Genomic DNA, 24,825 nt, shown 5'->3' on the forward strand with positions numbered 1-24,825 from the left:
TCTTCACTTTATTTGACTACCTTCCCATCGGACACCTTCCATTCCCCATCTTTGAAAGTCACAATAATTTCATATCCATTGAGATTTGCTTCAGAATTATCGATGCCCTTAATGTTGTGAACTTCATTGATAACGCCGTTCTCAACGGTGATGTTTGCCCCCAGGCTGTATGCGCTATTCCCTAGGTTCGTGACTAGTTCTCTATTTGCGTGTATGTCACGCTTAAGGCCTATAATCCATCCATTGTTTTTATAAAGTTTGTCGACAGAGTCGATAAATCGTAAGTCAGCCTCATAGGTATCTTCATACATACGTTTGAGGTCTTGCGTGTCTCCAGTCTGAATTGCGTAGTTTCGCATGTCGTTCCAGTAGTTGATGAACAGGAGCATGGCCTCGGTGCTTTCCACGTTCATGCCTTCTGGAGCAACCGGTTTGGGCACGTTCTGGGCGGGGCCGTGCTCATCAGCAGCACGGTATTCGCCTTCGGGTGCTTTTGAGCCACCCGAATAATTGGTCTCTTCTGTGCTGGCAGTTTCCTCAACAGCGCTCGTAGAGCTGGACGCTACTGTGGAGGTCGTGCTGCTTGAATCTGGTTCGGGAACCGAGCCTGTAGCCTGTGCACCGCAACCTGTAAGAGCTAGTAGTGCGATAGCTGTTAGGGCAAGATTGCGGGTGGGAGTGTGTTTCATGAGGGTCTCCTTGTGACATCTTTGTGACTAGGTCTTATGTGTGTTTATAGTGCTGGGTTTGTGCCATGGCAAGAGTTTCGGCCCGCTTGCCCGGTTTTTGACAGTAGATTACGCTGAAGACGGCCAGTTATCCACAGGTCTTGTGTCTGACGTGGGCTAATAGGCCTACAGCTTGCTTTGAGGCGTCAAGTTTTTAGGGATCTGCTTTTTATGGCATTGATCGGTAGATTATTCCAGTAGCTTTAGACAAAAACCTGAGGGGCATCTATGAGCCAAGAGATTCCTATATGGAGTACGCATCAGCTTATCTTGCATGCTCTGCAGCCGGCTAACAAATGTAAGGTGCATACAGACCTCGGGGAGTGCGGAGACAGATTTGCTGATGATTACAGAATCGATAGCGAAACTGGTCAGTGCATGACTGATGGCTGGGTATTCCTAGGTGGGATGTACCATATTGCAGATGAACTCAGGGCAGAAGCTCTATGCCTCCGTCTATGGGGCGCCGGAATAACAGAGGTCTATCGAGATGAGACAGACGATGTCTACTACACAGAATGGGAATAGTTGGTAGCTAGACAGAAAGTTTCACCTGCAAAAACCAGCTTCTATTTCAGAAAAACCTTATGCTGCATATATGAGCAATAAACAGGTTCTTCCTCTCGGACTATATGAAACAGTCAAAACCCGTAGAACACTTTCGCAGGAACTTCCGGCTGAAACTGAGTGGGTTGAGTTAGAGATACTAGGAGAAGACTCTGAGCATGTTACCTCTCTTGCTCGGTATGTAGCGCAACAGATCGCAGCCAAACTCGAACAAACTGACGCTCACGAACGAGTTGCCCTGGTGAACTCGCTTCTTGCACAGCTAGGAGATGAGTCAGGTCCTGATGAAGTGCTTGGGCTAGAGGAAACAAAACATACTGGCTCTTTGGTGCAGCTTATAGAGCTTAAACCCCGGCAGCAGGAAAAGCCTTCGGAACGTCCTAGCATTCCGCTGAGTAACGTCGCACTTCTGACAAATAATCCCAAAGAGCCCCAGCTCGGTGAGGAAATAAAAAGAGAACTTGAAAGCGCTGATAGGGTTGACCTTCTTTGCTCATTCCTTAAGCTGACGGGCGTTAACGTCCTCGCTCCGCAACTAGAAATTCTCAAAAGACGAGGTATCCCCTTCCGCGTCATTACCACTACGTATATGGGAGCCACCGACCGTAAAGCCGTTGACAAACTCGTCCAAGAATACGGGGCTGAAGTCAAAATCAGCTATGAAAAGAATTCCACGCGTTTACACGCAAAAGCCTGGCTATTTCATCGAGACACGGGTTTCTCCACTGGCTATGTGGGAAGCTCAAACCTCTCACACGCGGCTCTTACGGACGGCCTCGAATGGAATGTGAGAATATCCAACACCGTTACTCCAGGCATTCTTGGACAGTTTAACGCTGCATTTGAAAGCTACTGGGAATCGCACCAGTTCGAGAGCTACACGGCCTCAGAAGAAGACCGCGAGAAACTTGATAGGTCCTTGGAACAAGCGACCATCGGAACGGGAGCTTCGACCCGTCCAAATCTGCAGATTAACTTTTCATACGTGGACGTTCATCCGTACCCACACCAGGCTATTATGCTTGATGAGCTTCAGGCAGAGCGCCAGAAAGGGCATCACCGTAATCTTGCCGTAGCTGCCACAGGCACAGGTAAGACAATCTTTTCAGCTCTCGATTACAAGAGACTCTGCGAAGAGTCCGGGAAAAAGCTTCGTCTTCTTTTCATCGCTCACCAAGCTGAGATTCTGAATCAGTCACAGAGCGCTTTTGCGACAGTCATGCGTGATGCTAACTTCGGTGAGCAATACTTTGGGGGTGTAGTTCCCCGAGACAATAACCAAGTCTTTGCCACAATCCAGACTCTCGCTAGTACAGGCAGTGAACGGTTTGAGCCTGATCATTTTGATGTAGTGATTGTTGATGAGTTCCACCATGCTTCAGCCCCGACTTACCAGAAAATTCTTAGCTACTTCCAGCCCCGGGAGCTACTGGGACTGACAGCGACCCCAGAACGTACGGATGGAAAAAATGTTGCTGCTGAATATTTCGACGGACGTATCGCTACCCAACTGAGGCTTTGGGACGCACTTGAAGCTGATCTCCTCGTTCCCTTCCACTACTACGGAATCAACGATGCAACAGACCTCAGCGGGCTAACATTTGAGCGAGGAAGCTACCGAGATAGCGAACTATCACAGTATTACCTTGCTAATAAACGACGAGTGGCACTTATCCTGCAACAAATCGACGAAAAAATAGCTAACCCCCGAAGCATGCGAGCTATCGGTTTTTGCGTTGATAGGGAACACGCGCGGTACATGGCCGAAGAGTTTTGTAAGGCTGATATTCCAGCCACTTATCTTTTGGGTAACGATAGCGCAGAACGACGTCGAGAGGTTATCAATCAGCTAAAAGACCCGGAGCATGAACTTACTACAGTCTTTACGGTTAACCTCTTCAACGAAGGCGTAGACATCCCTGAGGTAGATACTTTGCTGATGCTTCGTCCTACTCAGTCACCGACTCTCTTTCAACAGCAGCTTGGCCGTGGTTTACGCAGGTCTGCTGATAAAGCTGTTTTAGTTGTGCTGGACTTCGTAGGTAATCAAGCTAAAGGCTTCAGATTTGATTTGAAAATGCGTTCGCTTACTCGTGCGGGCGTAGTGACGCCTGGTGAGATTGAAAACCCCCACCTGCCACCGGGTTGTAGTATCCAGCTTGATAAGAAAACTCAAGAGCAGGTACTGAGAAGTATTAAAGAGGCCCTTAATCCCAAGGTAGAAGTACTGGCCGACAATCTTAAAATATTTGCTGAGGAGCAAAAGAGAAAGAATTTTGAGGTTGTCGTTACCGAGCTGCTAGAACCCTACCTTGATAGGTACGGCCTGGAACTTGCTCATATATATGGCCGGAAGACTAAGAACGGTAAAGGGCTAACTTTTACTTTCTTACTGGATCATGCAGGACAAATACCTAGGATATCTGGGCTGTATGAAAAGGGTTCGGTAACTGAACATCTTTCGAACCGTATTAAATCCTTGGCTAACGTCAATGATGAAGAGCGAATTGACGTTTATCAAAGGTTGCTGACGACCGATATATGGGAAGAAGACCTTAGCATGCGTGAAAGGCGTTTTGCGTGGATGCTTCTCTTTTCATTCTGGCCTAAGGGCAAGATACGGAGCGGTGAAGAGAAGTTCACACTTGACCAGGGGCTGAGTGAGCTCCGCCAGCATCCGTACTTCATTCAAGAGCTCATACAGATTTGGTCGTATCGTCTTGGCACGGATAGACACGCGACTCAGAGGCTGTCTGCCATATCGCCTGATATCCCTCTCAGCACCCATGCCTATTATTCGCGTGAGGAAATCTTTGCAGCTATAGGCCTTCACGAGAACGAAAAGAAATCGGTGCCAGCCGGTGCGGTACAGGGCGTTTATGAATCACGCGCAACAGATACTATTGCTCTGCTTGTTAACCTCAGTAAGTCTGAGAAGCACTTTACCCCTGAAACGATGTATAAAGACTATGCAGTGACCGAGAGTGAATTTGCCTGGGACTCCCAGAACTCAACCGCTCCTGATAGTCGTTTGGGAAAGATTTACCAGCATCACGGAGAGCTGGGCCAAATGCCCTTACTCTTTGTGCGTTATACCAAAGAGGACGGAATTGGTACCGCACCGTATTTGTTTGTAGGCCCTGTAAATTACCGTTCCCATAGTGGTTCAAAGCCGATGCATATTAAGTGGGAGCTTGAACGGCCTATGCCTGCCGATCTTTTTGCGCTGGCCCGTTCTACGGCCTAGTTGCCGACCGGCGTCCGCTCCCTGCCTACACTTTGTACCGGGTGGTGCCCACAAAAGGCTCTCTTTATGGGCAGCGCCCGGTACAAACCTCCACGAACCCTTTGGCAGGGGCCGGGGTGCGGCGTCCACCCGCTAAACTAGACCCCATGCGTTACACCTACCTTGGCCCGTCGGGCACCTTCACCGAAGCAGCTCTTCTCACCGTGCCTGGCGCGTCTGACGCTGAACGCATACCTGCAACATCCGTCCCCGCAGCCCTCGACGCCCTGCGCGGCGGCACCGCTGACGCCGCCATGGTACCCATCGAAAACTCCGTTGAAGGTGGTGTGACCGCAACCCTCGACGCCATCGCAGCCCTCGACGGGTCCCTGCGCATTGTCCGGGAAGTGCTGGTGCCTATCACCTTTGTGCTGGTTGCCCGCCCCGGCACCGCCCTAGAGAACATCAAAACTATCTCAACCCACACCCACGCCTGGGCGCAGGTGCGCCGCTGGGTGGCTGAGAACAAGCCGGGCGTCGACTACCTGCCGGGCTCGTCCACCGCGGGTGCCGCCCTGGGGCTGCTGAATGAGAACTCCGGCTACGAGGCCGCTATCTGCTCGCCTGCTGTGGCCCAGGCCCACCCCGAGCTAGAAGTGCTGGCCCACAATATCGGTGATAACAAGAACGCCGTCACCCGTTTTGTGCTGGTTGCCCGCGACGCCGAAACCCCCGCGCCCACTGGCGCAGACAAAACTACCCTGGTCATCCCGCTGCCCCAGGACCGTCCCGGCGCCCTGCTCGACCTGCTCGAACAGTTCTCAACGCGGGGAATCAACCTCTCCCGCATTGAGTCCCGACCCACCGGCGAATTCTTGGGAGCCTATTTCTTCTCCATCGACATTGACGGGCACCTCTACGACGCCCGCGTCCGCGATGCCCTGCGCGGCATCCACCGGGTTTCACCCGGCGTGCTCTACCTGGGGTCCTACCCCCGCGCCGACAAGCGCCTAGCCGCGGTAGACCCCATGCATGACGAGGCTTCTTTCAACGCCGCCCGCGACTGGGTCGAAACCCTCTTCCCCGGCGGACGCCCCGAGGAACTTAAGCACAATATCTAAGGCTTTTAAGATCAATGAAATGTATAGAAATCCAGCCCGCACTTCACAAGAGCGAAGGCGGGCTGAACGATTGCCTTACATTCTATAAAACCTTTTGCGTTGCCACCGGGAGCTTTCTGGCTTAGGGGATGACGCAGGCTCACAGCGAAGCTGCTGGCTCGGGGCTGGCGTGAATTGATCCGAGCGCCCCAGCGCGAGGATCAAGAGGGTCAGCAGCGAGCGTGAGCCTGCGTCATCCCCCCGTATGAGCTGAGTTTCCAGACTCTGCCGAGAGCCTCTAGAGCCTCAGTAGCCGCTGCCACCAGCGGCGGTGCTGCTCTACTAGCTCCTCGCGGGCGTTCACAAAATCACTCAGTGAGCGGATCTGCATGTCATCAGGGTAGACCTGCACCTTGACCGCCGCAGGGAGCACCTGGGCGTGGAAATCGCTGACCTCACCGAGTACGTCCCCGTCCACCTCAACGGGCAAGCTGGTATTGGGGAAGTAGACGCGGACGTCCGTACCCACAAAGTGCTCGACAACCGGGTAGCGCACCCGGGTGGGGCGCAGAATAAACTGAGCTGCCATGCGCACCCAGCTACCCAGGTTGCGCGGGGTCAGCACAATCACCTCAAGCTGCCCATCGGACAGCTGAGCTGTCTGCGCAAGATTCACCCCACCCTGAATCTTGCCGGTATTGGCAACCAACACAGACCGAACCTTGCGGCGAACAGGCGCACCGTTATTCACCGTAATCACCGCTGGGCGGCGGCGAGTGAACATGTGCCGGGTGCTAGCCTCAACATAGGCCAACCAGCCGATACGGGCTTTCAAATCCTCTCGGGTATCGGTCATAATCTGGGCGTCAAAGCCCGCCCCGCCCATGACCACAAAATTGACCGGTGGAAGCTCCTTCTCGCCCTGCATCTCCATGCGAATCATGTCGATGGTGCGGCTCTGCCCGTGCAGGGCAATATTGATGCAGGCGTGCAGGTCATTTACGTCCATGTCGAGGTTGCGGGCCAGCAGGTTGCCCGTGCCTAAGGGCACGATGCCTAAGGTGGCAGTGGTGCCCGCCAGGCCGTCCGCTACAGCGCGTACCGTGCCGTCACCGCCCACAGCCAGCACAATCTCAGCCCCGTCCTCCGCAGCCTGCTGGGCCACACCAAAGCCAGGGTCGTCTGCCTCAGTCTCATAGAACCTAGCCCGAGGCCAATCAGCCAGGCCCAGCTCAGCGGTAATCATGCGAATCACCGAATCAGCCCGATTCTTGGTGGGGTTATAGACCACCGCAACCTGCTTCGGTTCACCCGGCTCCAACATACGGTGCAGGGGCCGGTAGACCGGGAAAAGATCAGGACGCTTCCGCCTGCCCTTGCGTACGGACAGTGCCGCCCCGCCCAGGGCAAGGGCAGAAGCAGCAGCAAGAGAAACACTGAGGGTCGTACGCGAAACCATATCACCAGCATACTGAATAAAACCCTTCCCCGCCGACCCCGGCTCCCCAACCCCAGCGGACGCGCCCCGCTGCTCTCAGCGTCCGCGCGCCTGACATCGCAGCGGCAACTACGGTAAATTTAGAGGCATGATTGACATTAACCTCCTGCGTGAAAACCCCGACGCCTTCCGCGCCTCCCAGCGTGCTCGCGGCGCTGACGAAACCGTCATCGACCAGATTCTCGAAGCGGACGCCACCCGCCGCACCTCCATCAACGAGTTCGAGAAGCTACGCGCCGAACAGAACATCTTCTCCAAGAAGATTGGCAAGGCCGCCAAGGAAGAAAAGCAGGCCCTGCTCGCTGAGGTTAAGGAACTCTCCCAGAAAGTCTCAGAAGCCAAGGCCGCAGCTGACGCCGCTGCCACCCGCCAGGAAGAACTGGTCGCCGGTGTTGGCAACCTGATTATTGACGGCATTCCCGCTGGCGGTGAGGACGACTACGTGGTCGTCAAGCACGTCGGCGAACCCCGCAACTTCGAAGCCGACGGCTTTGAACCACGCGACCACCTGGAGATCGGCGAACTGGTAGACGGCATCGACATGGTGCGTGGCGCTAAGGTCTCAGGCTCCCGCTTCTACTTCCTCAAGGGCCATGTAGCCCGCCTGGAACAGGCCCTCATGTGGATGGCCCTCGACCAGGCCACCGCCAACGGCTTCACCATGCTCACCACCCCCACCCTGGTGCGCCCCGAAACCATGAACGGTACCGGCTTCAACGTCGAACACGACGACGAAATCTACCGCCTTGAGCGCGACGACCTCTACCTGGTCGGCACCTCCGAGGTCGCTATCGCTGGCTACCACGCCGATGAAATCATCGACTTCGACAAGGGCCCCAAGAAGTACCTGGGCTGGTCATCCTGCTACCGCCGCGAAGCCGGTTCAGCGGGTAAGGACACCCGCGGCATTATCCGCGTGCACCAGTTCAACAAGGCCGAAATGTTTGTCTACTGCCCCGTTGAGCAGGCAGAAGAGATGCACGCCAAGATGCTGGCCTGGGAAGAAGAGATGCTGGCCAAGTGCGAGCTCTCCTACCGCGTGATCGACACCGCCGCGGGTGACTTGGGCTCCTCCGCCGCCCGCAAGTTCGACTGTGAAGCCTGGGTGCCCACCCAGGGCGCCTTCCGCGAACTGACCTCAACCTCCAACTGCACCACCTACCAGGCCCGCCGCCTGAACGTACGTGAGCGTATGCCCGACACTGTTACCGCAGATGGCAAGACCAAGAAGGGCGGCACCCGCACTGTTGCCACCCTCAACGGCACCCTGGCAACCACCCGCTGGCTGGTCGCAATCCTCGAAACCCACCAGCAGGCTGATGGCTCCGTGCGTATCCCCGAGGCCCTGCGCCCCTACATGGGCGGCCTTGAGGTCATTCCCACCGTCGCTCAGTAGCTTATTTTTGGTTCCCCACGAGATGCTGTTTGTACTTGTCAAGCAGGGTTTCGTGGGGAATTTTTGTGTTAACGAACGGGAGGCTTAGATCACCCCCCTTGAAAAGTTCGCCTAGACGAACTTATGATGGTTGCGCGCGCCAGACCATGAACAGGGCTTCACCGACTACAACGGCGTAAATCAGAAGGACGCGCACCTCCAACGAAGGAATAACGCACCCATGAACACGGCAACCCACACCCCCAAAACCCGCCGCCTCAGCCGCCGCCTGCTCGCTGCCAGCGGGGCACTTGCCCTGGGCGTCCTCACCGCCTGTACCCCAGGCGACGGTAGCGACACTACAGCGCAAAACGACACCCCTACCGTCATCGCCACCTTCACTGTGCTGGCAGATATGGCGCAGAACGTGGGCGGCGAACACATCACCGTAGAATCCCTCACTAAACCCGGCGCCGAAATACACGACTACGACCCCACCCCGTCCGATGTGAAAAAGGGGGCGGACACAGACCTTATCCTCGCTAACGGACTAGGCCTGGAAGCATGGTTTGAACAGTTCTTACAGGACACCGACGCCCAGAGCGTGACCGTATCCGAGGGCGTACAGACCATCAACATCGCTGAAGCAGAATCCGCAGGTAAGCCCAACCCGCATGCCTGGATGAGTCCGCTAGTAGCGCAGACTTACGTCGATAACATCGCAGACGCCTTCGCGGAGCTAGACCCCGAAAATGCGGATGCTTTCCGAGCCAACGCCGAGACCTACAAGAAGCAACTACAAGCCGTCCACGACGAGCTAGTGGCAGATCTTTCCACCGTACCCGAAGGCAAACGGGCCCTGGTGACCTGTGAAGGAGCATTCTCCTACCTAGCAGCAGACGCCGGGTTAACCGAAAAGTACCTGTGGGCGGTGAACTCAGACGGCGAGCCGAGCGCCTCCCGGGTAGCTGAGGTGGCTGTTTTTGTAGAGGACAACAAGGTACCCGCCGTGTTCTGCGAGTCCACAGTGTCGTCTAAGACTATGGAACAGGTAGCTCAAGAATCAGGCTCCACCTATGCAGGCGCGCTCTACGTCGATTCGCTCTCTGAAGAAGGCGGAGACGTGCCCACCTACCTGGACCTGATTCGCTATGACGCAGAAACCATTGCAGAGGCGCTCAGCAAGTATCCCCGCAACCTGCCCTCCGGCGCCGCGTCCATAACTTCAAAAGAAACTGAGCAGCGTTAGAGTACAAGAATGAGCCTTTTAAATATCCGAGATGTAACGGTTACCTACGGCGATGTGCATGCTCTTCGGGGGGCGCACCTGGCAGTAGACGCCGGGAGCGTGTGCGGCTTGGTAGGCATGAACGGGTCGGGTAAATCCACACTTTTTAAGGCAATCATGGGCGTTGCTCCCGCCAGCGGGTCGGTCATGATTGGCGGTATGACCCCGAAAGCAGCGCGGAAAGCTGGCGTGGTGAGCTATGTGCCCCAACGGGAGGAGATCGATTTCTCGTTCCCCGTATCTGTCCGTGACGTGGTAGCACAAGGACGGTACGGGCGGCTGGGCTTCGCCCGACGGCTCCGGGCCGAAGACCACGCCGCTGTGGACGATGCCCTGGAAAGGGTAGAACTCAGCGACCTGGCCCACCGGCAAATTGGCAACCTCTCAGGCGGCCAGCGCAAACGGGCTTTTGTGGCACGCGGACTGGCACAAGGAGCTAAACTCCTACTACTCGATGAGCCTTTCGCAGGGGTCGATAAACGGAGCGAAACCATGCTGGTAACCCTCCTGCGGGAACTACGGGACGCCGGGGCAGGAATCTTGATCTCAACCCACGACCTAGCCAACCTAGCAGACTTAGCAGACACCGCCGTCCTGCTCCGTAACCAAGTGCTGATGGCAGGGAATCCCGCCACTGTGCTCGCCCCCGATAACCTGGTGCGTGCCTTCGGCATGAACCCACTGACCTCAACCCAGGAGGGCAACCGTGCTTGAAGTACTCCTAGAACCGCTGACCTATGGCTTTATGCAACGCGGATTCCTGGTGACAGTGATTGCCGCCCTCGTCTGCGCCCTGCTGTCCTGCTGGCTGGTGCTCATGGGCTGGTCGCTCATGGGCGACGCTATCTCTCACGCCGTGCTGCCCGGGGTGGTGCTCGCCTACATGGTGGGGGCGCCCTTCGCCGTGGGGGCGGTGGTTGCCGGTTTGCTTGCAGTTGCCCTCATCGGGGCGGTGCGTGGTAGCGGGCGCATCAGGGAGGACGCCGCCATCGGCATCGTTTTTACGGTGATGTTCGCGCTGGGGCTGGTACTGATTTCCGTGACGCCCTCCCAGACAGACCTGCACAGCATACTCTTTGGCAACGTGCTAGGGGTGTCCTGGGCTGAAGTCGCCCAAATTGCGGTGTTGGCGGTACTGGTAGTCACCGTACTCATGATCAAACGCCGCGACCTGGTGCTCTACGCCTTCGACCCCGGCTACACCCACGCCATTGGGCTGAGCCCGCGCCTGCTGGCAGGGATCCTGCTAGTGGCGCTCGCCCTGACCTCGGTACTCGCCTTGCAGATTGTGGGCGTGGTGCTGGTTGTCGCCATGCTGGTAATTCCCGGCTCCACAGCGCGTCTGCTCACCGACAGATTCAGCACCATGCTGGCGATTTCTGCAGGTGTGTCCCTAGCCGGTGCCCTGGTGGGGCTCTACGCCAGCTACCATCTAGACGTCTCCTCCGGTGGCGCGGTGGTAATCGCCTTAGGCACCTTCTTCGGCGCAGCCTACCTATGCGCCCCGCGCCATGGCCTACTGGCCCGACGCCAGGCAACCGCACAGGCGTCCACAGGCTTAGGCGTCTAGGGACGAGGGAAGAGCCAACCTGCACCTCCTCACAAGGCGGGCAGGCCACGACGAGACCGTCCTACGCTCCTACTTTCTACAGGTAAGAGACATACACGGCGGCAGCTGCACCCGCATCGAGGGAGAGCTCAGAATCATTAGGCAGAACCAGATTCACGGCGGAACCCTGCCCCGCCTCTGCACTGTTAACAGCGGTAACTTCTAAGCGCGTACCCGGGGCAATGTCATGCCCTGCAAAGAACCGCAAAAGCTGGGGGTCGTCGTCCGAAATACGCTCTACCAGCACCCTGTCCTTCGGCGAACAATCAAGAAGGGTATGCGGGGCAATGGACTCTACCTCACCCGTGGGGGAGGGGATCGGGTCACCGTGTGGATCGCGGGTTGGGTGCCCCAACAGGGCGTCAATCCGTTCAATCATTAAGTCTGAGACAGCGTGTTCCAACACCTCCGCCTCATCGTGTACCTGATCCCAGGTGTAGCCCAGCGTCTTCACCAGAAAAGTCTCAACTAGGCGGTGGCGACGCACCATCGACACCGCATATTCCCGTCCCTGCTCTGTCAGCTCAATTGTCCCGTACCGCTGGTGCTCCACCAGCCCGGCGGCAGCAAGCCGCTTCACCGCGTCCGATACCGACGACGGACGTAACCCTGCCCTCGCCGCAATGACAGAGGTAGACGCCGGCTCGGTACCGTGCTCGGTAATGCCCCAAATAATTTTGAGGTAGTTCTGGGTACTGTTAGACAGCTTGGCAAGAGACATACATACAAGTTTAACCCCCACTTCTGTACTGGCCCGACCCGATAGATTCGCGAACTGCGGGGTTTCTTTCGAACTGCGGATATTCTTACCGCATCTCGAAAGAAACCATGCAGTTCACCCTACGGACGCCCCCGCTGGGCGACCCTTCACCCCCTGCTCACCTTGCCTTAACCCGGCTTTTGTATAGTCTGGTCTACACGAGAAGAAAAGAGACACCGATGATTTCAGAGATCAAAGACATGCAGACCCTGCCGCTGCGCCGCTCCACCTGGCAGAAAGAAGAAGGCGCCAAGTACCTGGTCGCTATCGATGTTGATGGCACCCTGGTCAACCACGACGGCGCCATGAGCGAAGCCGTCAAAAAGGCCGCCCAGGATGTCGTGGACGCCGGCCACCACGTGGTCATTTCCACCGGACGCTCCCTGGGCGCCACCCTGCCCATCGTCGAGATGATTGGGCTGACCCGCGGCTACGCGGTGAGCTCCAACGGCGCGGTTACTCTCAGTATCGACCCTTCACTTGAGGCTGGCTACCGCATTATCGACAAGGTCAGCTTCGACCCCTCCAACGCTATTAAGCTACTCAAGGCCAAGCTGCCACACGCCTCCCTAGCCCTTGAAGCACCCGACGGCACCGTGTACGCCACCGACAACTTCGAGGATTGGTCCTTTGGGGTCAATACTGTCAAGACCACCCGCACCGAGATGGCCTCTATGAACTCGGCCGTCCGCGTGGTGGTTTGCTCACCCACCGACACCCCCGAAGATTTCAAACGCGCTATCTACGACTCAGGTTTGCACGGGGTCAACTACGCAGTGGGCTGGAGCGCCTGGCTCGACGTGGCCGCCCACGGTGTTTCTAAAGCAACCGCCCTGGAACAGATCCGCCGCAAACTGCGCGTGGACCCCCGCCACACCATCGCCATCGGTGACGGCCTGAACGACAAGGAAATGATCCACTGGGCCGCCCGCGGCGTGGCTATGGGCCAGGCCCTGCCCGAGGTGGCGGAGCTGGCTACGGACGTCACCGGTTCGGTCTACGAGGACGGTACGGTGCCGATCCTGCGGGACCTGCTCTAAAAAACCATGAGGCTTATTCATAAGGGGTTCCGCAGGCTCACGCTCGCTGCCGACCCTCTCGCATGGTTCGCTTCGCTCACAATGCGATTCACGCCAGCCGCCGAGCCAGCAGCTTCGCTGTGAGCCTGCTCCACCTACCCTAATGAATAAGCCCCCATATATCCCCTCTATACCTATTGGGTGTAGGGGGGATATACTGTATTTATGGTTAAGCCCATGAAACGCAGAATGAAAACTGATCTTAATGTTCTGGCGCGTCCCTGGGCAAGTGGATGGGAACTCATTATCGATGAAGACAATGCTACCCAGGTACGTAGTCTTACCTCTGCCCGCCAGCAAGTAATTGACTATATGGGTACCCTTTACCCCGACATCGATTTTTCTACTATTCGGGTTCACCTGATTTATGAAAAAGTATCTGAGGAACTTGAGTCAGCTCGCCGAGACCTAAAACTCGCCCAGCAAAAAGAAGAAGAAGCTGCAGCAAAGATTCGAGAAGTTGTGCGGCAGCTCAGACAAGATGGGCTTTCGCTAGGCGAGACGGCAGCGATTCTTGAAGTTTCAAAAGCACGCGTCCAGCAGCTCCAGGTCGCCTAGACATGAGCGTCACCCTCGTTGATAACCAGCATCAGAGCTCTCAGGGGGGGGCGAACCGTTCCGTCCTTAAGAACTATTGTGCAGGAGCGGTTGCTCTCTGCCTTTTAGCTCTGGCTACCGCCTGGGCGCGCTGCTTACTCCTGGATTCAACCCTCATTTTTACTCCGGCTGACTACGGAGTCTACCGCGGAACCGGGGTAGCAGTGCTTGCCGGGGCTGACTTTTATAGTCAGACCATTACCGGGGTGTACGTACCCCAGGGTCTCCCCTTCGTGTACACGCCCTTTACCGCTCTGTTGCTGATTCCTTTAGCCTGGCTGCCGGAACCGCTAGGGATTGGAGTCTGGACCCTCCTCAACTGCCTGGCGCTGGGCATCCTGCTCTTGCTCAGCCTCATCTACATACGCCCGTCCCTTACCGGTGTCCACCGGGCCGCGGTACTCTCCGCTACCTACCTGCTTGCTCTACCCCTGAACGTCGTAGCTCAGCATCTTATCTTTGGGCAGATTAATCTGCTTCTTGTTTCTCTCTGCCTCATCGACATGGTTCGCCCACAGACCCGCTACCTGCCTCGCGGAGTGCTGATCGGGCTGGCAGCAGGGATCAAACTGACTCCGGCTCTTTTTATTCTTTTCTTCTGGGTCAGCGGACGCCTGCACCCGGCTTTTTCGGCAACTGCGACAGCCTTAGCTACCGTAGTCCTGGGGTTCCTGCTCCTGCCTGAACCCAGTTCAACCTATTTTGGGTCTAAACTCTCTGGCCTGGAGAATGTTGTCGATTTAGGAACCAACTTCGCTACTTCGGGTAACAGCTCTCTGCAGGGGGTGGCTGAACGCTGGGTAGGTACCCACTCTCTGCTCCTGTTAGCACCCTTCCTGCTAGCTGTTGTAGCGGTAGCGTTTTCCCAGGCCCACCGAGAGTTAGCGTGTGGTGATGGTTTTGCTGCCGCCGCAGTACTCGGCTGTGCTACTTGCCTACTTTCCCCGGTCTCCTGGTTGCACCATTGGGTCTGGGTTATACCCACTCTTGCAGTGTTGGTTACTCGTGGGCGAGCTGCACGTGCTCTGGCTGCTATCTGGGCTTTAGCCTGCCTGGCTCAGCTCACAGACCTGGGTGATCTAGCAGCTCATGCCGGCTGGCCCGTCATACCCGTTGAAATAATGCGCTCATCTCTGGTGCTGCTCGCCCTGCTTGCTATGGTGGTCTTATACCTGACCCCGCAGAGAAAGGCCCACCATGAGCGACACCCTGCCCGCCACCGGCGTCCTACTCTATGACCCCGACTGCGGCATCTGCCAAAAAGCCGCAGGGGTACTCACCCATCTGGGCCTAGACGCCCGGGTGCAAGCCGGGCACTACGATCGCCTACAAGGGCACGGCGTCGATTTTGAGCGCTTCATGCGCCAAATCCCCTTCATCACCCCCACCGGGCAGGTAGCCTATGGGGCGCTCGCCATCGCCCTAGCCCTGGCCACCAGCCGGTACGCACCCGTGCGGGTAGCGGCGTCCGCCCTGAAGAACCCCCTGCTGCGCCCGCTGGCTGAGCGAGTCTACCTGCACATCTCCACTAACCGCTCCACCGCCTGCCAGCTCAAGCCCTAACGGCTCGACGGCAGAAAGAAGCCCAGCATGCTCGCAGTTCTTGAAGGGTCTCCCTCAACCGTTTTGCCTTCTTCGTCGCCCCTGCCCCCTCATGTTCGTGACCATGGGCGGGGCTGACCTGCACGTTATCTTCTCCGGCCGCCTTCCCGTGGCTATTTTGAGCTTCGCTACGGTCGCCCTGCTTTTTGCCGTCATCGCCAGATTCCTGCTCAAAAAGGACGCCGGAACCGTCACCGTGGGCGCCATGCCCGTGATTCTGGTGATTTCACTCCTCTTGCACTGACAGTTTGCCGGTGCCCGGCCTACTGGTCCTGCCTCTCCAAACCCTCAAGCAGCTCGGCGATGAGCTCGCGAGAAGCCAGCTCCTCATGCCAGTAGGACCGCACCAGGGTCTTACTCACCGCCTGGGAGGTAATCCCCAGAGCCTGGGCTACCGCCTTTTGCTGCCCGCGCACGCCGGGCACGAGCAGGTCGAGCACCCGCCACTCGGCTTCGGTGCGGGCGGACGCCACCCGGTAGAGCAGGCGCAGCAGGCCGGTCACCTGATCCGCCCGCACCCCCTGACTAGCTGCGTGCACGCAGATGCCGCGCGGCGGGGCGCCGGTCTGGGCTTGCTCCACGGCTGAGCGTGACAGGCTTAAAGCAGTACCGGAACACTCCGGGGTAGAAACCGCCCCCAGGGCCGCTGCGAAGCGCGGCCGCACTAGCTCACCGGCTCCGATACCCACCCAGAAATCACCAAAACGAGCCCCGAGCAGGGCGGCGGCGAGGGCGTCCTCGGCCTGATCGAAAGCCCCCTGCAGCTCATCGGGGTAGGTGCGGGTAAAAGCAACAGTGGGAGCCAGCTGTTCGAGACGGCTCCCCAGGTCGGTGAGATCTGCCCGAGCAGAGCGGGCGATGAAGGTCAGTACAAACATGTCTCTCAGTATGCCCTAGAGTCACCGGGCAGAAAACTAGCCCTCGCCCCAGAGCAGGGTTTCGGCGTCCACCCCAGCAAGGAAGAGCTGCTCCTGCAATGGCTGGGCGCACTCAATTGGCAGTCGGACGCTACTGCAGGTCAGGTCATAGCCCAGATAGGCGGTGGCAGAGTCGAAGCCGGATAAGTCGCGCCCCAACTCCCGGCACAGGTGCACCACCTGTTTGAGGTCGGGCGCTGACCCAAAGACCCAGAAATAATCGGGGCTGGTGAGCTGAAATAGCCCCAGGGGAGCACCGGCTCCCGCCTGGTCCCGTACCCGCACCCAGCCACCTGCCGGGTCTAGGCCGCCGGGTCCGTCCTGCGGCGCTAGAGGGTCAAGTGTCCAGGCCCGGGTGCGCTCTAGCCAGTCGGGCAGCTGGGGCATATAGAGGGTGTCGCCCTCTCCACCCCAGGGTGTAGCGTCAAAGCTGCGGGCATACATAGCCGACCAGAACTCGCTGCTGCTACACGAAACCCCCACACTGTTGAGCTGGGCGGGGTCGCTGGGCGAAGCGAACTGATCCTGCGCGCCCTCCTCGGGAGCCGAGGCTGCCAGGTCAGCCAGGTAGGCCTGGTCCCAGTAGGTCGGGCGGGTGGCGTACCCCTGCTCACGCAGACGCTCATCAATACGCTGCAAGTAGCGGGGCTCGCCCAGGGCCACGGTCTGCCCGTCAAAGTGAAAGAGGTAGGGGGAGCGCTTACGGTGGGTGGGGGAGAGGGGCATGCTAACTCCTAGCAGTGGGGTAATCGGGGCGGACGTCCGCCTCCCCTTCAGCGGGGAAGGGCAGGGCCGCCTGTTCAAGACGGATAAAGGCACCTAACAGGGCTAGGGCTTCGGGGCTGGTGGGCATAAAGTCGGTAAAGCGGGTTGAACAGACCACTACAGCAGCCCACATGCCGCGGGAAAGAGCCACATTAAGCCGGTTGGGTGAGAGCAGAAAATCGGTGCCGCGGGGACTATCACCGGCGTTGGAAGCGGCCATCGAGACCAGCACCACCGGAGCCTCCTGGCCCTGGAACTTATCCACCGTACCGACGCGCACACCCCCACCGTCGGCGTCTGCCAGCCCTGCCTCAAGCAGGGCCGCCCTGATGGTATCAACCTGGGCGTTATAGGCGGCCACCACAATGATGTCTGATGGTGCCAGCGGTGCTGCCTGCTCGGGCGCAGCCAGGTGGGGCATCCATAGATGCCCCAGAAAACGACGCACTAAAGCCACAATCTCATCGGCTTCTTCCACCGAGGCTGTTGAATTGCCCCTGTGCTCTACCGTCCGCAGGTAGACCCCGGGCTCCCAGCCCTCCAAGTGCCTCTCGGTGCCCGAGGGCGCGGACGCCAGCCGCCCCTCGTACGATAGAGCCGAGACCGGGGCGCACAGGGCCGGGTGCATACGCCAGGTGACATCGAGAAAATAGCCAAACTCTTCGGGCAGCACCGTGCGACCGGCTGAAAGCCAGCCCAGGGCAGACTCGTCCACCGGGTAGGGGTGGGTGCCCTGCGTGACCTGGGGCAGCTGGGCCGGATCGCCCAGAAGCAGCAGGTTCTTAGCAGACCGGGCCACCGCCAGCGTATTGGCTAAGGAATACTGGCCCGCCTCGTCAATGACCAGAAGATCAAGCCCCTCAAACCGGAACTTGCGGTCAGAGGCAAAATCCCAGGCCGTGCCGCCAAAAATACGGCCACCGGGCTCATCCATAAACCGGGCGACCTCGGGGTTACGCACCTCACGCCAGGGGAAATTCGGGGTCTGACTCTTGCCCGCCCCTTTAGCAATCTGGTCGGGGTCAACCCCGCCATTACTGATACAACCCAGCAGCATGTTCTCAACCACCGCATGCGACTGAGCCACAATGCCCACCTTCCAGCCGGCAGCTACCAGGCGCCCAATCACATGCGAGCCCACAAAGGTCTTGCCCGACCCCGGAGGGCCCTGCACCGCCACATACGACCGATCAAGCTGTCTCACCGCCTGATAGATAGCCTGCACGGTCGCTAGCGAGCCGTGGGTCTCCACAAAATCCCGAGGGCGTGGCAGGGCGCTACCTCCCACCAGCCGAGGCGGACGGCGGCGCACCAGGTCTGTACCGGCCGCCGCCGGTAGCTCAGGCAGGACGCGGGCTGTCCGTGTAGCCAGCTCCAGCAGAGACTGCTCCTGAGCCTGAGTCGGAATAGGCTGACCCGGCGTCAGCGCCATTGGCAGATGCGAGTAGGGCTCAGCAGGCTCACCGTCCGAGGCCTTCAAGCTCTCCCGTATCGTGAGACGAACCAGGTTGGGCTGACCTACCTCATGTTCGGGAATCTCTTCTAACTCCACAATCTCAGTATTAAAGGCTCCGGCCCGCTCAGCTTCCACCGGCAAGACACCCTCATGCAGCGCCGCATAGGTCAGAGCCTGCTGCCGAGCTTCCCGCTCCAAAAACGGTGGAAAAGGCCTCGCATACATGGCAAACAGGCCGCTGTCGCCCACCTTCACCGATGACCCCGGGGCAACCCGCGCAACCCCGCTCAATAAACGCACCGTAGACCGAGCTCGCTCAGGGCGATGCCAATCGGCAACCACCTGCAACCGCCCCAGCAAAACCACATCGCGGGCGTCCTCCCAATCCTCACGGGGAGCCGTCAAACGATTAAAGTGATCCCACCAGAACTGGCGGCGCTCGCGGCGGTGGTAGCCTGTGGCCGTAGCTACCATGGCAACCGCCTGCTTCTGGGGCTCTAGCTCACCACTGGCGTCCAGGGCCTCAACAAACCGGCGCAAGGTTCGCTCCGCCTCGGTCTCATCCTCTGCTCTACCCGCCTGTACCAAGAGTTCATTGAGGTCAGCCAGGGGAGCAGGCTGCACCAGCTCTTCGTCAACCGACCGGCCAGCTAGCTCCAGCAGCCAGGAGCGCAACTGACATAGTGAAAGGCCGGTGCGGTAGAGACTACGGGCAAGGGCGCCCCGCATAGCCTCCACCTGCTCATGCTTGCCCGCCTGATCGACCTCCGACATGTCAGCAAAAGCTGTGACCGGTATATCCAGCTCAGGCTCTAACCCTGTGGCGTAGAGGGGCTCAATATCTGCCAGGACCCGAGTGCCGGTACTGATGCGCATGGAACGTCGTAGAACCTCAGAGAGGTCAAGAAGCACACCGTCACGCTGGAGATCGGTCAGGTAAGCCTCGCCCACACCGTGCATCGCCGCCAGCTGTTGCAGGGTAGTGAGAGTAGCCGCCCCAAAATAATAGACCCGCAGGCCCGGGTGAAGCTGCCGCTGATGGTGTAGCACACCGAGAAAATCTGCAAGGAGGCGGCCCTCAGCACTGCGACTTGCTGCCCAGAACTGACTGAAGAGAGGCTCCGCACCGGGCTCTTCGGGTAGAGACGCAGCGCCCAAGCCGTAGGTCAAACCCCAGGCTAGCTCGGGGTGAGCTGCCTGCCCATCGTGCCATAGGGGGTCAGAGAGCAGGCTGATGAAGAGATCGCCTGCACTGGCCCACGGGAGCATACGAAGAGAATGACGGGGGAAGAGCTTATACGAGACGGTATGTTCTTGGCCATCCCGCTGCACCGTGGCTGCACCATCGGGCTTAGATATGCCGGTCTGCAAGGCTGCTTGCTCTGCGTAGCGTCGCACCAGCCCAGGGAGCTGGGACTGACCTGCCAAGCTAGCTAGCTCATCAATACTTTGCACCCCGCACCGCTCATAGATAGCCTGCCGTGACCGTGCCGTCATTCCGGCGGTCAGCAGCATGTCGCGATGCTCCTGCACCATCACCTGGCAGGTATCGCAGCGCCCACAGCGTGTTACCTCTGGACTATCGGCTTCTACAAACCAGGTCACCGGGGCTGTACCCGGCGCCCGGTGGGCGGTAAGGAGGTCGAGAAGGCGCTCGCGCTTCTGCTCAAAAACCGGTATGAGGGTAGCAAGCTCGTGGAGGGACTCAACACCGTTGCCCAAAATTAGCGATACGCGGGTGTCACAAGCGATACCTTCCCGCTGTAACTGGTCGGCGTAGGCCGCAACCTGCAAGAGGGCAGGCACGCGAGCCGTGCGGGCTAGCTTAGTATCAACTACCCGGTAGCTACCGTCGGGCTGCTTGACCAGGAAGTCAGCCCGCCCGTGAAAGGAACCGTCAAAGAAGCTGGCCTGAAAAACAACATCTGCGCCTGCCCTCAGCGCTTCGAGAGTTTCTTCCCGTTTTTCTTCGAGAGCCTGCCGAGTGTAGGTACGCGGGGGCTCAACCTGATACACCCCCTGGCCCGAGGTTGGGTCCCAGCTTCCGTAGGTTTGGAGAAAGTCATCGAGGACGCGCTGTTCGTGAGCTTCGCCCAGGGCAGCTGCCCTGCGGAGCTGGGGGTCTTCGATGCGTTCGAGGCGCGGCGCCCTGCCCAGTAGCTGGTCAAGGGTATAGAGTGCGGCAAACTGGCACTGGGCTGAGGTTACCAAGTCGGTGGCTGAATAGACCAGGGATTTACCCAGGGGATCGAGGGCCATCGCCGGTAATGAGGGGGCAGAATCTGCGTCGATGAAGAACATGGGGCTCCTAGAGGTTCACTGTCTTCAAGGCTAGCAAGGAGGGCTGACATTTTAGGGTCCGAGCGCTCGCTAACTCTCGCCTATAAGTGGTTCGGACCAATAAAAGAATTTAGAACACATATTCTAAAAGTTGCGTGTAGGTTTAGAACAAAAACTTTGAAAAATGTAATCTATGACATACATTCAAATTTCTCATTTATTGAATGGACGAATCGTGTGGACTTTTGAGCTTCGGGGTGTCGGTGGAAGTGTGGTGGTGTTCAGTGGGATCTATCTTTGCTGGTGTTCACACGGGTTGTCTGCAAATTTTTGGCTTATCATCCCCTGTTTTTCTGGGATGTCTGCAGGGGTGGCAACACTCCTGGAGCGAGTGAATTTTTGCGGAAGCTGGCTTGGGTGAGTTGGCTGTGATGAGATTTGGAAGGTGGGGTTGAGGTGCTAGAACGTTAGCAATAAGTAATCTTTATAATTCTCAGCCTGTGTTCAGGTCTGAATTAAGTCCCAAAAAAATGTCACAAAGCGGTCAAAAATAGGTCACGATTCTATAAAGTTGTGTTCAGTAAAATCCCCTTTGCATCATTACCACTCCAAAAAGAGGAATCTGCATGAAGAACATTCTTGAAACCGCACGAGCTGTTCAGCCGACCCGCCGTCAGGCTGCCGTCCTGGCCCTCACCGGCCTGGCAGCTACCACCGCAATCACTGCAGCCACTGCCGCCACATCAGATATTCGCACCGTCACTGCCGCCCAGCGTGCTGCCGACCAGCAGACCCTGCTCAACCTCATCAACGCCTACCGCGCCCAGAACGGCCTGGGCGCAGTCAAGCACTCAGCCACCGTGGCCTCTGTTATGGAGCTAGAGGCTATCCGCCAATTCAAGGCCGGAGCTTTCTCGCACGGCACCGAGTTCCTCTACAACTCCAAGGTGCAGGGCTACAGCTTCGTCCGCGAAGTCATCGCTCTTTCCTACAATGACGACCTCAACCAGCTTCTCAACTTCTGGAAGAGCTCCCCTCCCCACCGTGCAGCCATCCTGGCTCCCCAGGCAAACGTCATCGGTATCGGCTTCTGCTACGGCCACGGCACCTCTCTGCCTTGGCGAGTACTGGGTAACGTCGGTATCTACCGTTACGAAGCCGGTAAGGGCCCTAATGACTACGTCTCCACCATCACCAGCATCAGCACCCTGGCTAACGGCTCGTCTGAGGTAAGCGCTTACCCCCTGAGTGACAAGCTTGCCGATCACTACCATGCCAAGGGTGGGACTGATACCTTTGGCCTGCCCACTGGTGATCCTTTTACTTCTGTGAACGGTGGTGTGATTCAGAACTTCTCTAAGGGTCGTACCATCTACTGGACCGCTTCCACCGGTGCTCATAACGTTTACTGGGGTGGTGCTATTGGTAGCCGCTATGCCAGCAGCGGCTTTGAACATAACTGGGGTTACCCCATGGGGTCAGAATACGAATTCTGGGGTAGCATGCGACAGGATTTCGTGAAGAACGGGACCATTAACTCCGTTTACTGGACCCCGTCTACAAACGCCCACGTCATCAATGAATCCGGAGCCATCTCTGCCCACTGGTACGCTCTGGGTGGCCCCGCTGCTCTCGGTTTCCCCGCCACCGATGAGGTTCGCTGGATCGACGGTGTCACCCGCGTGACCTTCTCGAGCGGCACCACCATCAATTGGACTGAAGCCCGCGGCGTCTGGGTAAGCTAACAATCTTTCCTGTTCAGATGCTTTAGAGAACGGCGGCCCTGCACCTGCAGGGCCGCCGTTCTCTATACTCAGCACCCTACTGTTTGCTGAGGGTGGCGGCGAAACGGTCCACGGTGTTTTTAGCGGCCTCGGTGTCGTCAAGATCGTTCAGGATAACCGAGAAAACCAGCAGTCGCCCCGACTCTGTAGCGGTGTAGCCGGTGAGGGACAGCACAGAGTTCAGGGTTCCAGTTTTAGCGCGGACGACCCCGCGTCCGCCTACTTCATCGGCGTCGTTAAAGCGGGTTGCAAGCCTCAGGGTGCCGCTGTAGCCGGCTACTGGCAGGCCTTGCAGTGTGAGGCGTTCGGCGGTGTCACCTGTCACCGCACGCAGGGTGATAGCTGTGAGCAGTTCGTTACTGACCTGGTTGTTCATGGAGAGCCCGCTGAGGTCCACCTGGGTGTAGTTGGTGGGCAGGCCGGCAGAGGCTAGGGCATCGTGGACTGCGCTTATTGCGCCCTGGGTGGAGCCGTCGCCGCCGGTGGCTACGGAAAGATTACGTCCTAGGGTCTCAGCCAGCGAATTATCTGATTCCTGCATCATGAGGGCAGATTGCTGGGCTGCGGTGGCTGACTGTACGGCTGCGATTTTGCGTCCGCTGCTGGGAGTACTTACCTGCTCACCCGCGGTGAAGGTGAGTCCGGCGTCCGCCCCCAGGCGGTTAAGCGCATCTACCAGCGTTTGCTGAACCTCAGCCGGGGCGTCGGCCGGACGGCTGCCGCTTGCAGCGGTTCCGTCTTCGTTGGGGGAGTAGTGGGAGAAGAAGGCGAGGGGGGTGACCGCGCTGATGAATCCGGAGTCGATGTCTTCCTGTGCCCACTCGGGGTTGAGAGAGTTACCCGAAAAGACAGTGGTATCGAGATTCAGAGTGAGAGTCTTGCTACTCATACCCTGTTCGGTGAGTGCCGCGATGGTGCGTTCTGCCAGGGTCTCAACGCCGGCGTGCCCCATGACTGCGGTGGGGTCGGAGTGCCCGGGCACCAGTAGGGTGTCACCGCCTGCAACCAGGGTGAGGGTCGCGTCATCGTTGAGGTCGACGGACGTGGTGAAGCGGGTTTGCGGGGCAGTGGTGAGCAGGGCGTAGTCCACGAGCAGTTTCATATTGGACGCCGGGGTGCGGCTAGCCTGCGCATCACGGGCGTAGAGGCTTTGGCCGGTTTCTGCATCAAGAACCTGGGCTGAGACAACCCCCTGATCCAGGCTGTCGAGTACACCGTCCAACTCGGTACTGAGGGCAGCAGAATCAAGCGGGGTACCGGCGTCCGCACTGCCCCCTGCTACCGGTGAGACCGCAATAGTAGGTGCTACCGAGGCTTCTTTAAGGTCTTGGGCCTCCTGCCAGGCGGGCACAGCCCAGGCACCTGCTGCCGCACACCCGGCTGCGAGCAGGGCAGTGGTCACCCAGGCGGTCAGGGGGCGTTGGTGAGAAGTAACCATGAAACCTCCACAGGTTAGCTCTTGGGCAAAGGTGTTCTTCTCTATAAGGGTATATGTCTAACCGTGGAAGCAGAGGCATGTAATACGGGTGACACTGGCGCGCCTGCCCTGTAAAAAGGCTCCAGCCTGCCGGTTCTCGGTTAGACTAATATGCCGAACCACTCGCGCGTAGCGCGGGTCAAACACACCACTCAACCAGGAGGTTCCCCTTGGAACTCGACGTCACTATTGAAATTAACCGCGGCTCACGCGTTAAGTACGAAATTGACCACGAAACCGGTCGCCTGCGTCTGGACCGCGTACTGTTCACTTCTATGCAGTACCCCACCGCTTACGGCTACTTTGAGGACACCCTGGGTGAAGACGGTGACCCCCTCGACGCCATGGTAATCCTGGACGTTGATGTTGTTCCCGGCGTGCTGGTTGAAGCCCGCCCTATCGGCGTTTTCCGTATGACCGACGAGGCTGGCGGCGACGACAAGGTTCTGTGTGTTCCCGCAGACAAGCGCTACGACCATATCCAGGAAATCGGCGATGTTGCCGACCAGCTCAAGGAAGAAATCAAGCACTTCTTCGAGCGTTACAAGGATCTGGAACCCGGTAAGTGGGTTAAGGGTGAGGGCTGGGAAGACCGCGCCTTTGCCGAGAAGCTGGTGGCTGAGGCCCAGGAGCGTTTTGAGAAGTCTCACTACGAGTCCGCTGCTGAAGCTGAAGCAGACGATAACTAAAGACTTGGTGGGGTAGCGAAAGCTAACT

Annotated in this window: 20 protein-coding genes; 13 read left to right on the plus strand and 7 right to left on the minus strand. The window is 58.1% G+C overall.

Going from position 1 to position 24,825, the window contains the following annotated elements:
* Positions 1-8: 8 nt before the first annotated feature.
* Positions 9-689 (minus strand): DUF6318 family protein, encoded by a 681-nt coding sequence (locus QM007_RS01120; RefSeq protein ID WP_283490185.1) that lies wholly within the window; start codon positions 687-689, stop codon positions 9-11.
* A 637-nt stretch (positions 690-1,326) separates the two neighbouring features.
* On the opposite strand from QM007_RS01120, the gene QM007_RS01125 reads away from it, so the two are divergent.
* Together QM007_RS01125 and pheA are read left to right on the plus strand one after the other, a co-directional pair.
* Positions 1,327-4,542 carry a DEAD/DEAH box helicase gene (locus QM007_RS01125; protein ID WP_283490186.1) on the plus strand — a complete coding sequence of 1,072 codons (3,216 nt, stop codon included), beginning with the start codon at positions 1,327-1,329 and terminating at the stop codon, positions 4,540-4,542.
* 146 nt (positions 4,543-4,688) lie between these two features.
* A complete protein-coding gene (gene pheA / locus QM007_RS01130; RefSeq protein ID WP_283490187.1) occupies positions 4,689-5,642 on the plus strand; it encodes a prephenate dehydratase in 954 nt (317 codons plus the stop codon).
* A gap of 277 nt (positions 5,643-5,919) precedes the next feature.
* Here pheA and QM007_RS01135 read toward each other — a convergent pair whose 3' ends face one another.
* Entirely contained in the window at positions 5,920-7,080 is a 1,161-nt protein-coding gene (locus tag QM007_RS01135; RefSeq protein WP_283490188.1) for a diacylglycerol/lipid kinase family protein, read from the minus strand.
* A gap of 127 nt (positions 7,081-7,207) precedes the next feature.
* On the opposite strand from QM007_RS01135, the gene serS reads away from it, so the two are divergent.
* The 4 genes from serS to QM007_RS01155 all read left to right on the plus strand — a co-directional run bounded on the left by serS (position 7,208) and on the right by QM007_RS01155 (position 11,352).
* Positions 7,208-8,515 (plus strand): serine--tRNA ligase, encoded by a 1,308-nt coding sequence (serS, locus tag QM007_RS01140; RefSeq protein WP_283490189.1) that lies wholly within the window; start codon positions 7,208-7,210, stop codon positions 8,513-8,515.
* Positions 8,516-8,735: 220 nt separating this feature from the next.
* The gene (locus tag QM007_RS01145) at positions 8,736-9,743 is read left to right on the plus strand and encodes a metal ABC transporter substrate-binding protein (RefSeq protein ID WP_283490190.1); all 1,008 of its coding nucleotides are present in this window, start codon (positions 8,736-8,738) and stop codon (positions 9,741-9,743) included.
* Between the two features lie 9 nt (positions 9,744-9,752).
* Entirely contained in the window at positions 9,753-10,496 is a 744-nt protein-coding gene (locus QM007_RS01150) for a metal ABC transporter ATP-binding protein (protein ID WP_283490191.1), read from the plus strand.
* A gap of 31 nt (positions 10,497-10,527) precedes the next feature.
* Complete coding sequence (locus QM007_RS01155) at positions 10,528-11,352, plus strand: metal ABC transporter permease (RefSeq protein ID WP_283490969.1); 825 nt, start codon at positions 10,528-10,530, stop codon at positions 11,350-11,352.
* Between the two features lie 76 nt (positions 11,353-11,428).
* On the opposite strand, the gene QM007_RS01160 is transcribed toward QM007_RS01155, so the two are convergent.
* Entirely contained in the window at positions 11,429-12,112 is a 684-nt protein-coding gene (locus QM007_RS01160) for a metal-dependent transcriptional regulator (protein WP_283490192.1), read from the minus strand.
* 218 nt (positions 12,113-12,330) lie between these two features.
* Here QM007_RS01160 and QM007_RS01165 point away from each other — a divergent pair, with 218 nt between their 5' ends.
* The 5 genes from QM007_RS01165 (at position 12,331) to QM007_RS01185 (ending at position 15,673) form a co-directional block, all read left to right on the plus strand.
* On the plus strand, positions 12,331-13,191 hold the full coding sequence (locus tag QM007_RS01165) for an HAD family hydrolase (protein ID WP_283490193.1): 861 nt from the start codon (positions 12,331-12,333) through the stop codon (positions 13,189-13,191).
* Positions 13,192-13,395: 204 nt separating this feature from the next.
* The gene (locus QM007_RS01170; RefSeq protein WP_283490194.1) at positions 13,396-13,788 is read left to right on the plus strand and encodes an antitoxin HicB; all 393 of its coding nucleotides are present in this window, start codon (positions 13,396-13,398) and stop codon (positions 13,786-13,788) included.
* 2 nt (positions 13,789-13,790) lie between these two features.
* Positions 13,791-15,065: a glycosyltransferase 87 family protein gene (locus QM007_RS01175; RefSeq protein WP_283490195.1), complete on the plus strand. Its 1,275-nt coding sequence runs from the start codon at positions 13,791-13,793 to the stop codon at positions 15,063-15,065.
* Entirely contained in the window at positions 15,025-15,390 is a 366-nt protein-coding gene (locus QM007_RS01180; protein WP_283490196.1) for a DCC1-like thiol-disulfide oxidoreductase family protein, read from the plus strand. The genes QM007_RS01175 and QM007_RS01180 overlap by 41 nt, the downstream gene beginning before the upstream one ends.
* Positions 15,391-15,481: 91 nt before the next feature.
* Complete coding sequence (locus QM007_RS01185; protein ID WP_283490197.1) at positions 15,482-15,673, plus strand: hypothetical protein; 192 nt, start codon at positions 15,482-15,484, stop codon at positions 15,671-15,673.
* Between the two features lie 19 nt (positions 15,674-15,692).
* Here QM007_RS01185 and QM007_RS01190 read toward each other — a convergent pair whose 3' ends face one another.
* Genes QM007_RS01190 through QM007_RS01200 form a run of 3 tightly spaced genes read right to left on the minus strand, consistent with a single transcriptional unit; the run spans position 15,693 to position 20,868 of the window.
* Entirely contained in the window at positions 15,693-16,307 is a 615-nt protein-coding gene (locus QM007_RS01190) for a recombinase RecJ (protein WP_283490198.1), read from the minus strand.
* Between the two features lie 36 nt (positions 16,308-16,343).
* The gene (locus QM007_RS01195; RefSeq protein ID WP_283490199.1) at positions 16,344-17,072 is read right to left on the minus strand and encodes a hypothetical protein; all 729 of its coding nucleotides are present in this window, start codon (positions 17,070-17,072) and stop codon (positions 16,344-16,346) included.
* A 1-nt stretch (position 17,073) separates the two neighbouring features.
* Positions 17,074-20,868: an AAA domain-containing protein gene (locus QM007_RS01200; RefSeq protein ID WP_283490200.1), complete on the minus strand. Its 3,795-nt coding sequence runs from the start codon at positions 20,866-20,868 to the stop codon at positions 17,074-17,076.
* Between the two features lie 605 nt (positions 20,869-21,473).
* Between QM007_RS01200 and QM007_RS01205 the strand changes: the two genes are divergently transcribed.
* Entirely contained in the window at positions 21,474-22,592 is a 1,119-nt protein-coding gene (locus QM007_RS01205; RefSeq protein ID WP_283490201.1) for a CAP domain-containing protein, read from the plus strand.
* A gap of 76 nt (positions 22,593-22,668) precedes the next feature.
* Here the strand turns inward: QM007_RS01205 and dacB are convergent, their stop codons facing one another.
* On the minus strand, positions 22,669-24,069 hold the full coding sequence (gene dacB / locus QM007_RS01210; protein ID WP_283490202.1) for a D-alanyl-D-alanine carboxypeptidase/D-alanyl-D-alanine endopeptidase: 1,401 nt from the start codon (positions 24,067-24,069) through the stop codon (positions 22,669-22,671).
* A 209-nt stretch (positions 24,070-24,278) separates the two neighbouring features.
* Between dacB and QM007_RS01215 the strand changes: the two genes are divergently transcribed.
* Positions 24,279-24,797 (plus strand): inorganic diphosphatase, encoded by a 519-nt coding sequence (locus QM007_RS01215; RefSeq protein ID WP_135011601.1) that lies wholly within the window; start codon positions 24,279-24,281, stop codon positions 24,795-24,797.
* Positions 24,798-24,825 lie beyond the last annotated feature (28 nt).

The organism is Rothia sp. SD9660Na, from assembly GCF_030064065.1.
Lineage (GTDB): Bacteria > Actinomycetota > Actinomycetes > Actinomycetales > Micrococcaceae > Rothia.

Bases quoted from the DNA above. Each gene is read 5' to 3' on its own strand.
- QM007_RS01120 (WP_283490185.1), bottom strand. From the start codon at position 689: ATGAAACACACTCCCACCCGCAATCTTGCCCTAACAGCTATCGCACTA.
- QM007_RS01125 (WP_283490186.1), top strand. From the start codon at position 1,327: ATGAGCAATAAACAGGTTCTTCCTCTCGGACTATATGAAACAGTCAAA.
- pheA (WP_283490187.1), top strand. From the start codon at position 4,689: ATGCGTTACACCTACCTTGGCCCGTCGGGCACCTTCACCGAAGCAGCT.
- QM007_RS01135 (WP_283490188.1), bottom strand. From the start codon at position 7,080: ATGGTTTCGCGTACGACCCTCAGTGTTTCTCTTGCTGCTGCTTCTGCC.
- serS (WP_283490189.1), top strand. From the start codon at position 7,208: ATGATTGACATTAACCTCCTGCGTGAAAACCCCGACGCCTTCCGCGCC.
- QM007_RS01145 (WP_283490190.1), top strand. From the start codon at position 8,736: ATGAACACGGCAACCCACACCCCCAAAACCCGCCGCCTCAGCCGCCGC.
- QM007_RS01150 (WP_283490191.1), top strand. From the start codon at position 9,753: ATGAGCCTTTTAAATATCCGAGATGTAACGGTTACCTACGGCGATGTG.
- QM007_RS01155 (WP_283490969.1), top strand. From the start codon at position 10,528: ATGCAACGCGGATTCCTGGTGACAGTGATTGCCGCCCTCGTCTGCGCC.
- QM007_RS01160 (WP_283490192.1), bottom strand. From the start codon at position 12,112: ATGTCTCTTGCCAAGCTGTCTAACAGTACCCAGAACTACCTCAAAATT.
- QM007_RS01165 (WP_283490193.1), top strand. From the start codon at position 12,331: ATGATTTCAGAGATCAAAGACATGCAGACCCTGCCGCTGCGCCGCTCC.
- QM007_RS01170 (WP_283490194.1), top strand. From the start codon at position 13,396: ATGGTTAAGCCCATGAAACGCAGAATGAAAACTGATCTTAATGTTCTG.
- QM007_RS01175 (WP_283490195.1), top strand. From the start codon at position 13,791: ATGAGCGTCACCCTCGTTGATAACCAGCATCAGAGCTCTCAGGGGGGG.
- QM007_RS01180 (WP_283490196.1), top strand. From the start codon at position 15,025: ATGAGCGACACCCTGCCCGCCACCGGCGTCCTACTCTATGACCCCGAC.
- QM007_RS01185 (WP_283490197.1), top strand. From the start codon at position 15,482: ATGTTCGTGACCATGGGCGGGGCTGACCTGCACGTTATCTTCTCCGGC.
- QM007_RS01190 (WP_283490198.1), bottom strand. From the start codon at position 16,307: ATGTTTGTACTGACCTTCATCGCCCGCTCTGCTCGGGCAGATCTCACC.
- QM007_RS01195 (WP_283490199.1), bottom strand. From the start codon at position 17,072: ATGCCCCTCTCCCCCACCCACCGTAAGCGCTCCCCCTACCTCTTTCAC.
- QM007_RS01200 (WP_283490200.1), bottom strand. From the start codon at position 20,868: ATGTTCTTCATCGACGCAGATTCTGCCCCCTCATTACCGGCGATGGCC.
- QM007_RS01205 (WP_283490201.1), top strand. From the start codon at position 21,474: ATGAAGAACATTCTTGAAACCGCACGAGCTGTTCAGCCGACCCGCCGT.
- dacB (WP_283490202.1), bottom strand. From the start codon at position 24,069: ATGGTTACTTCTCACCAACGCCCCCTGACCGCCTGGGTGACCACTGCC.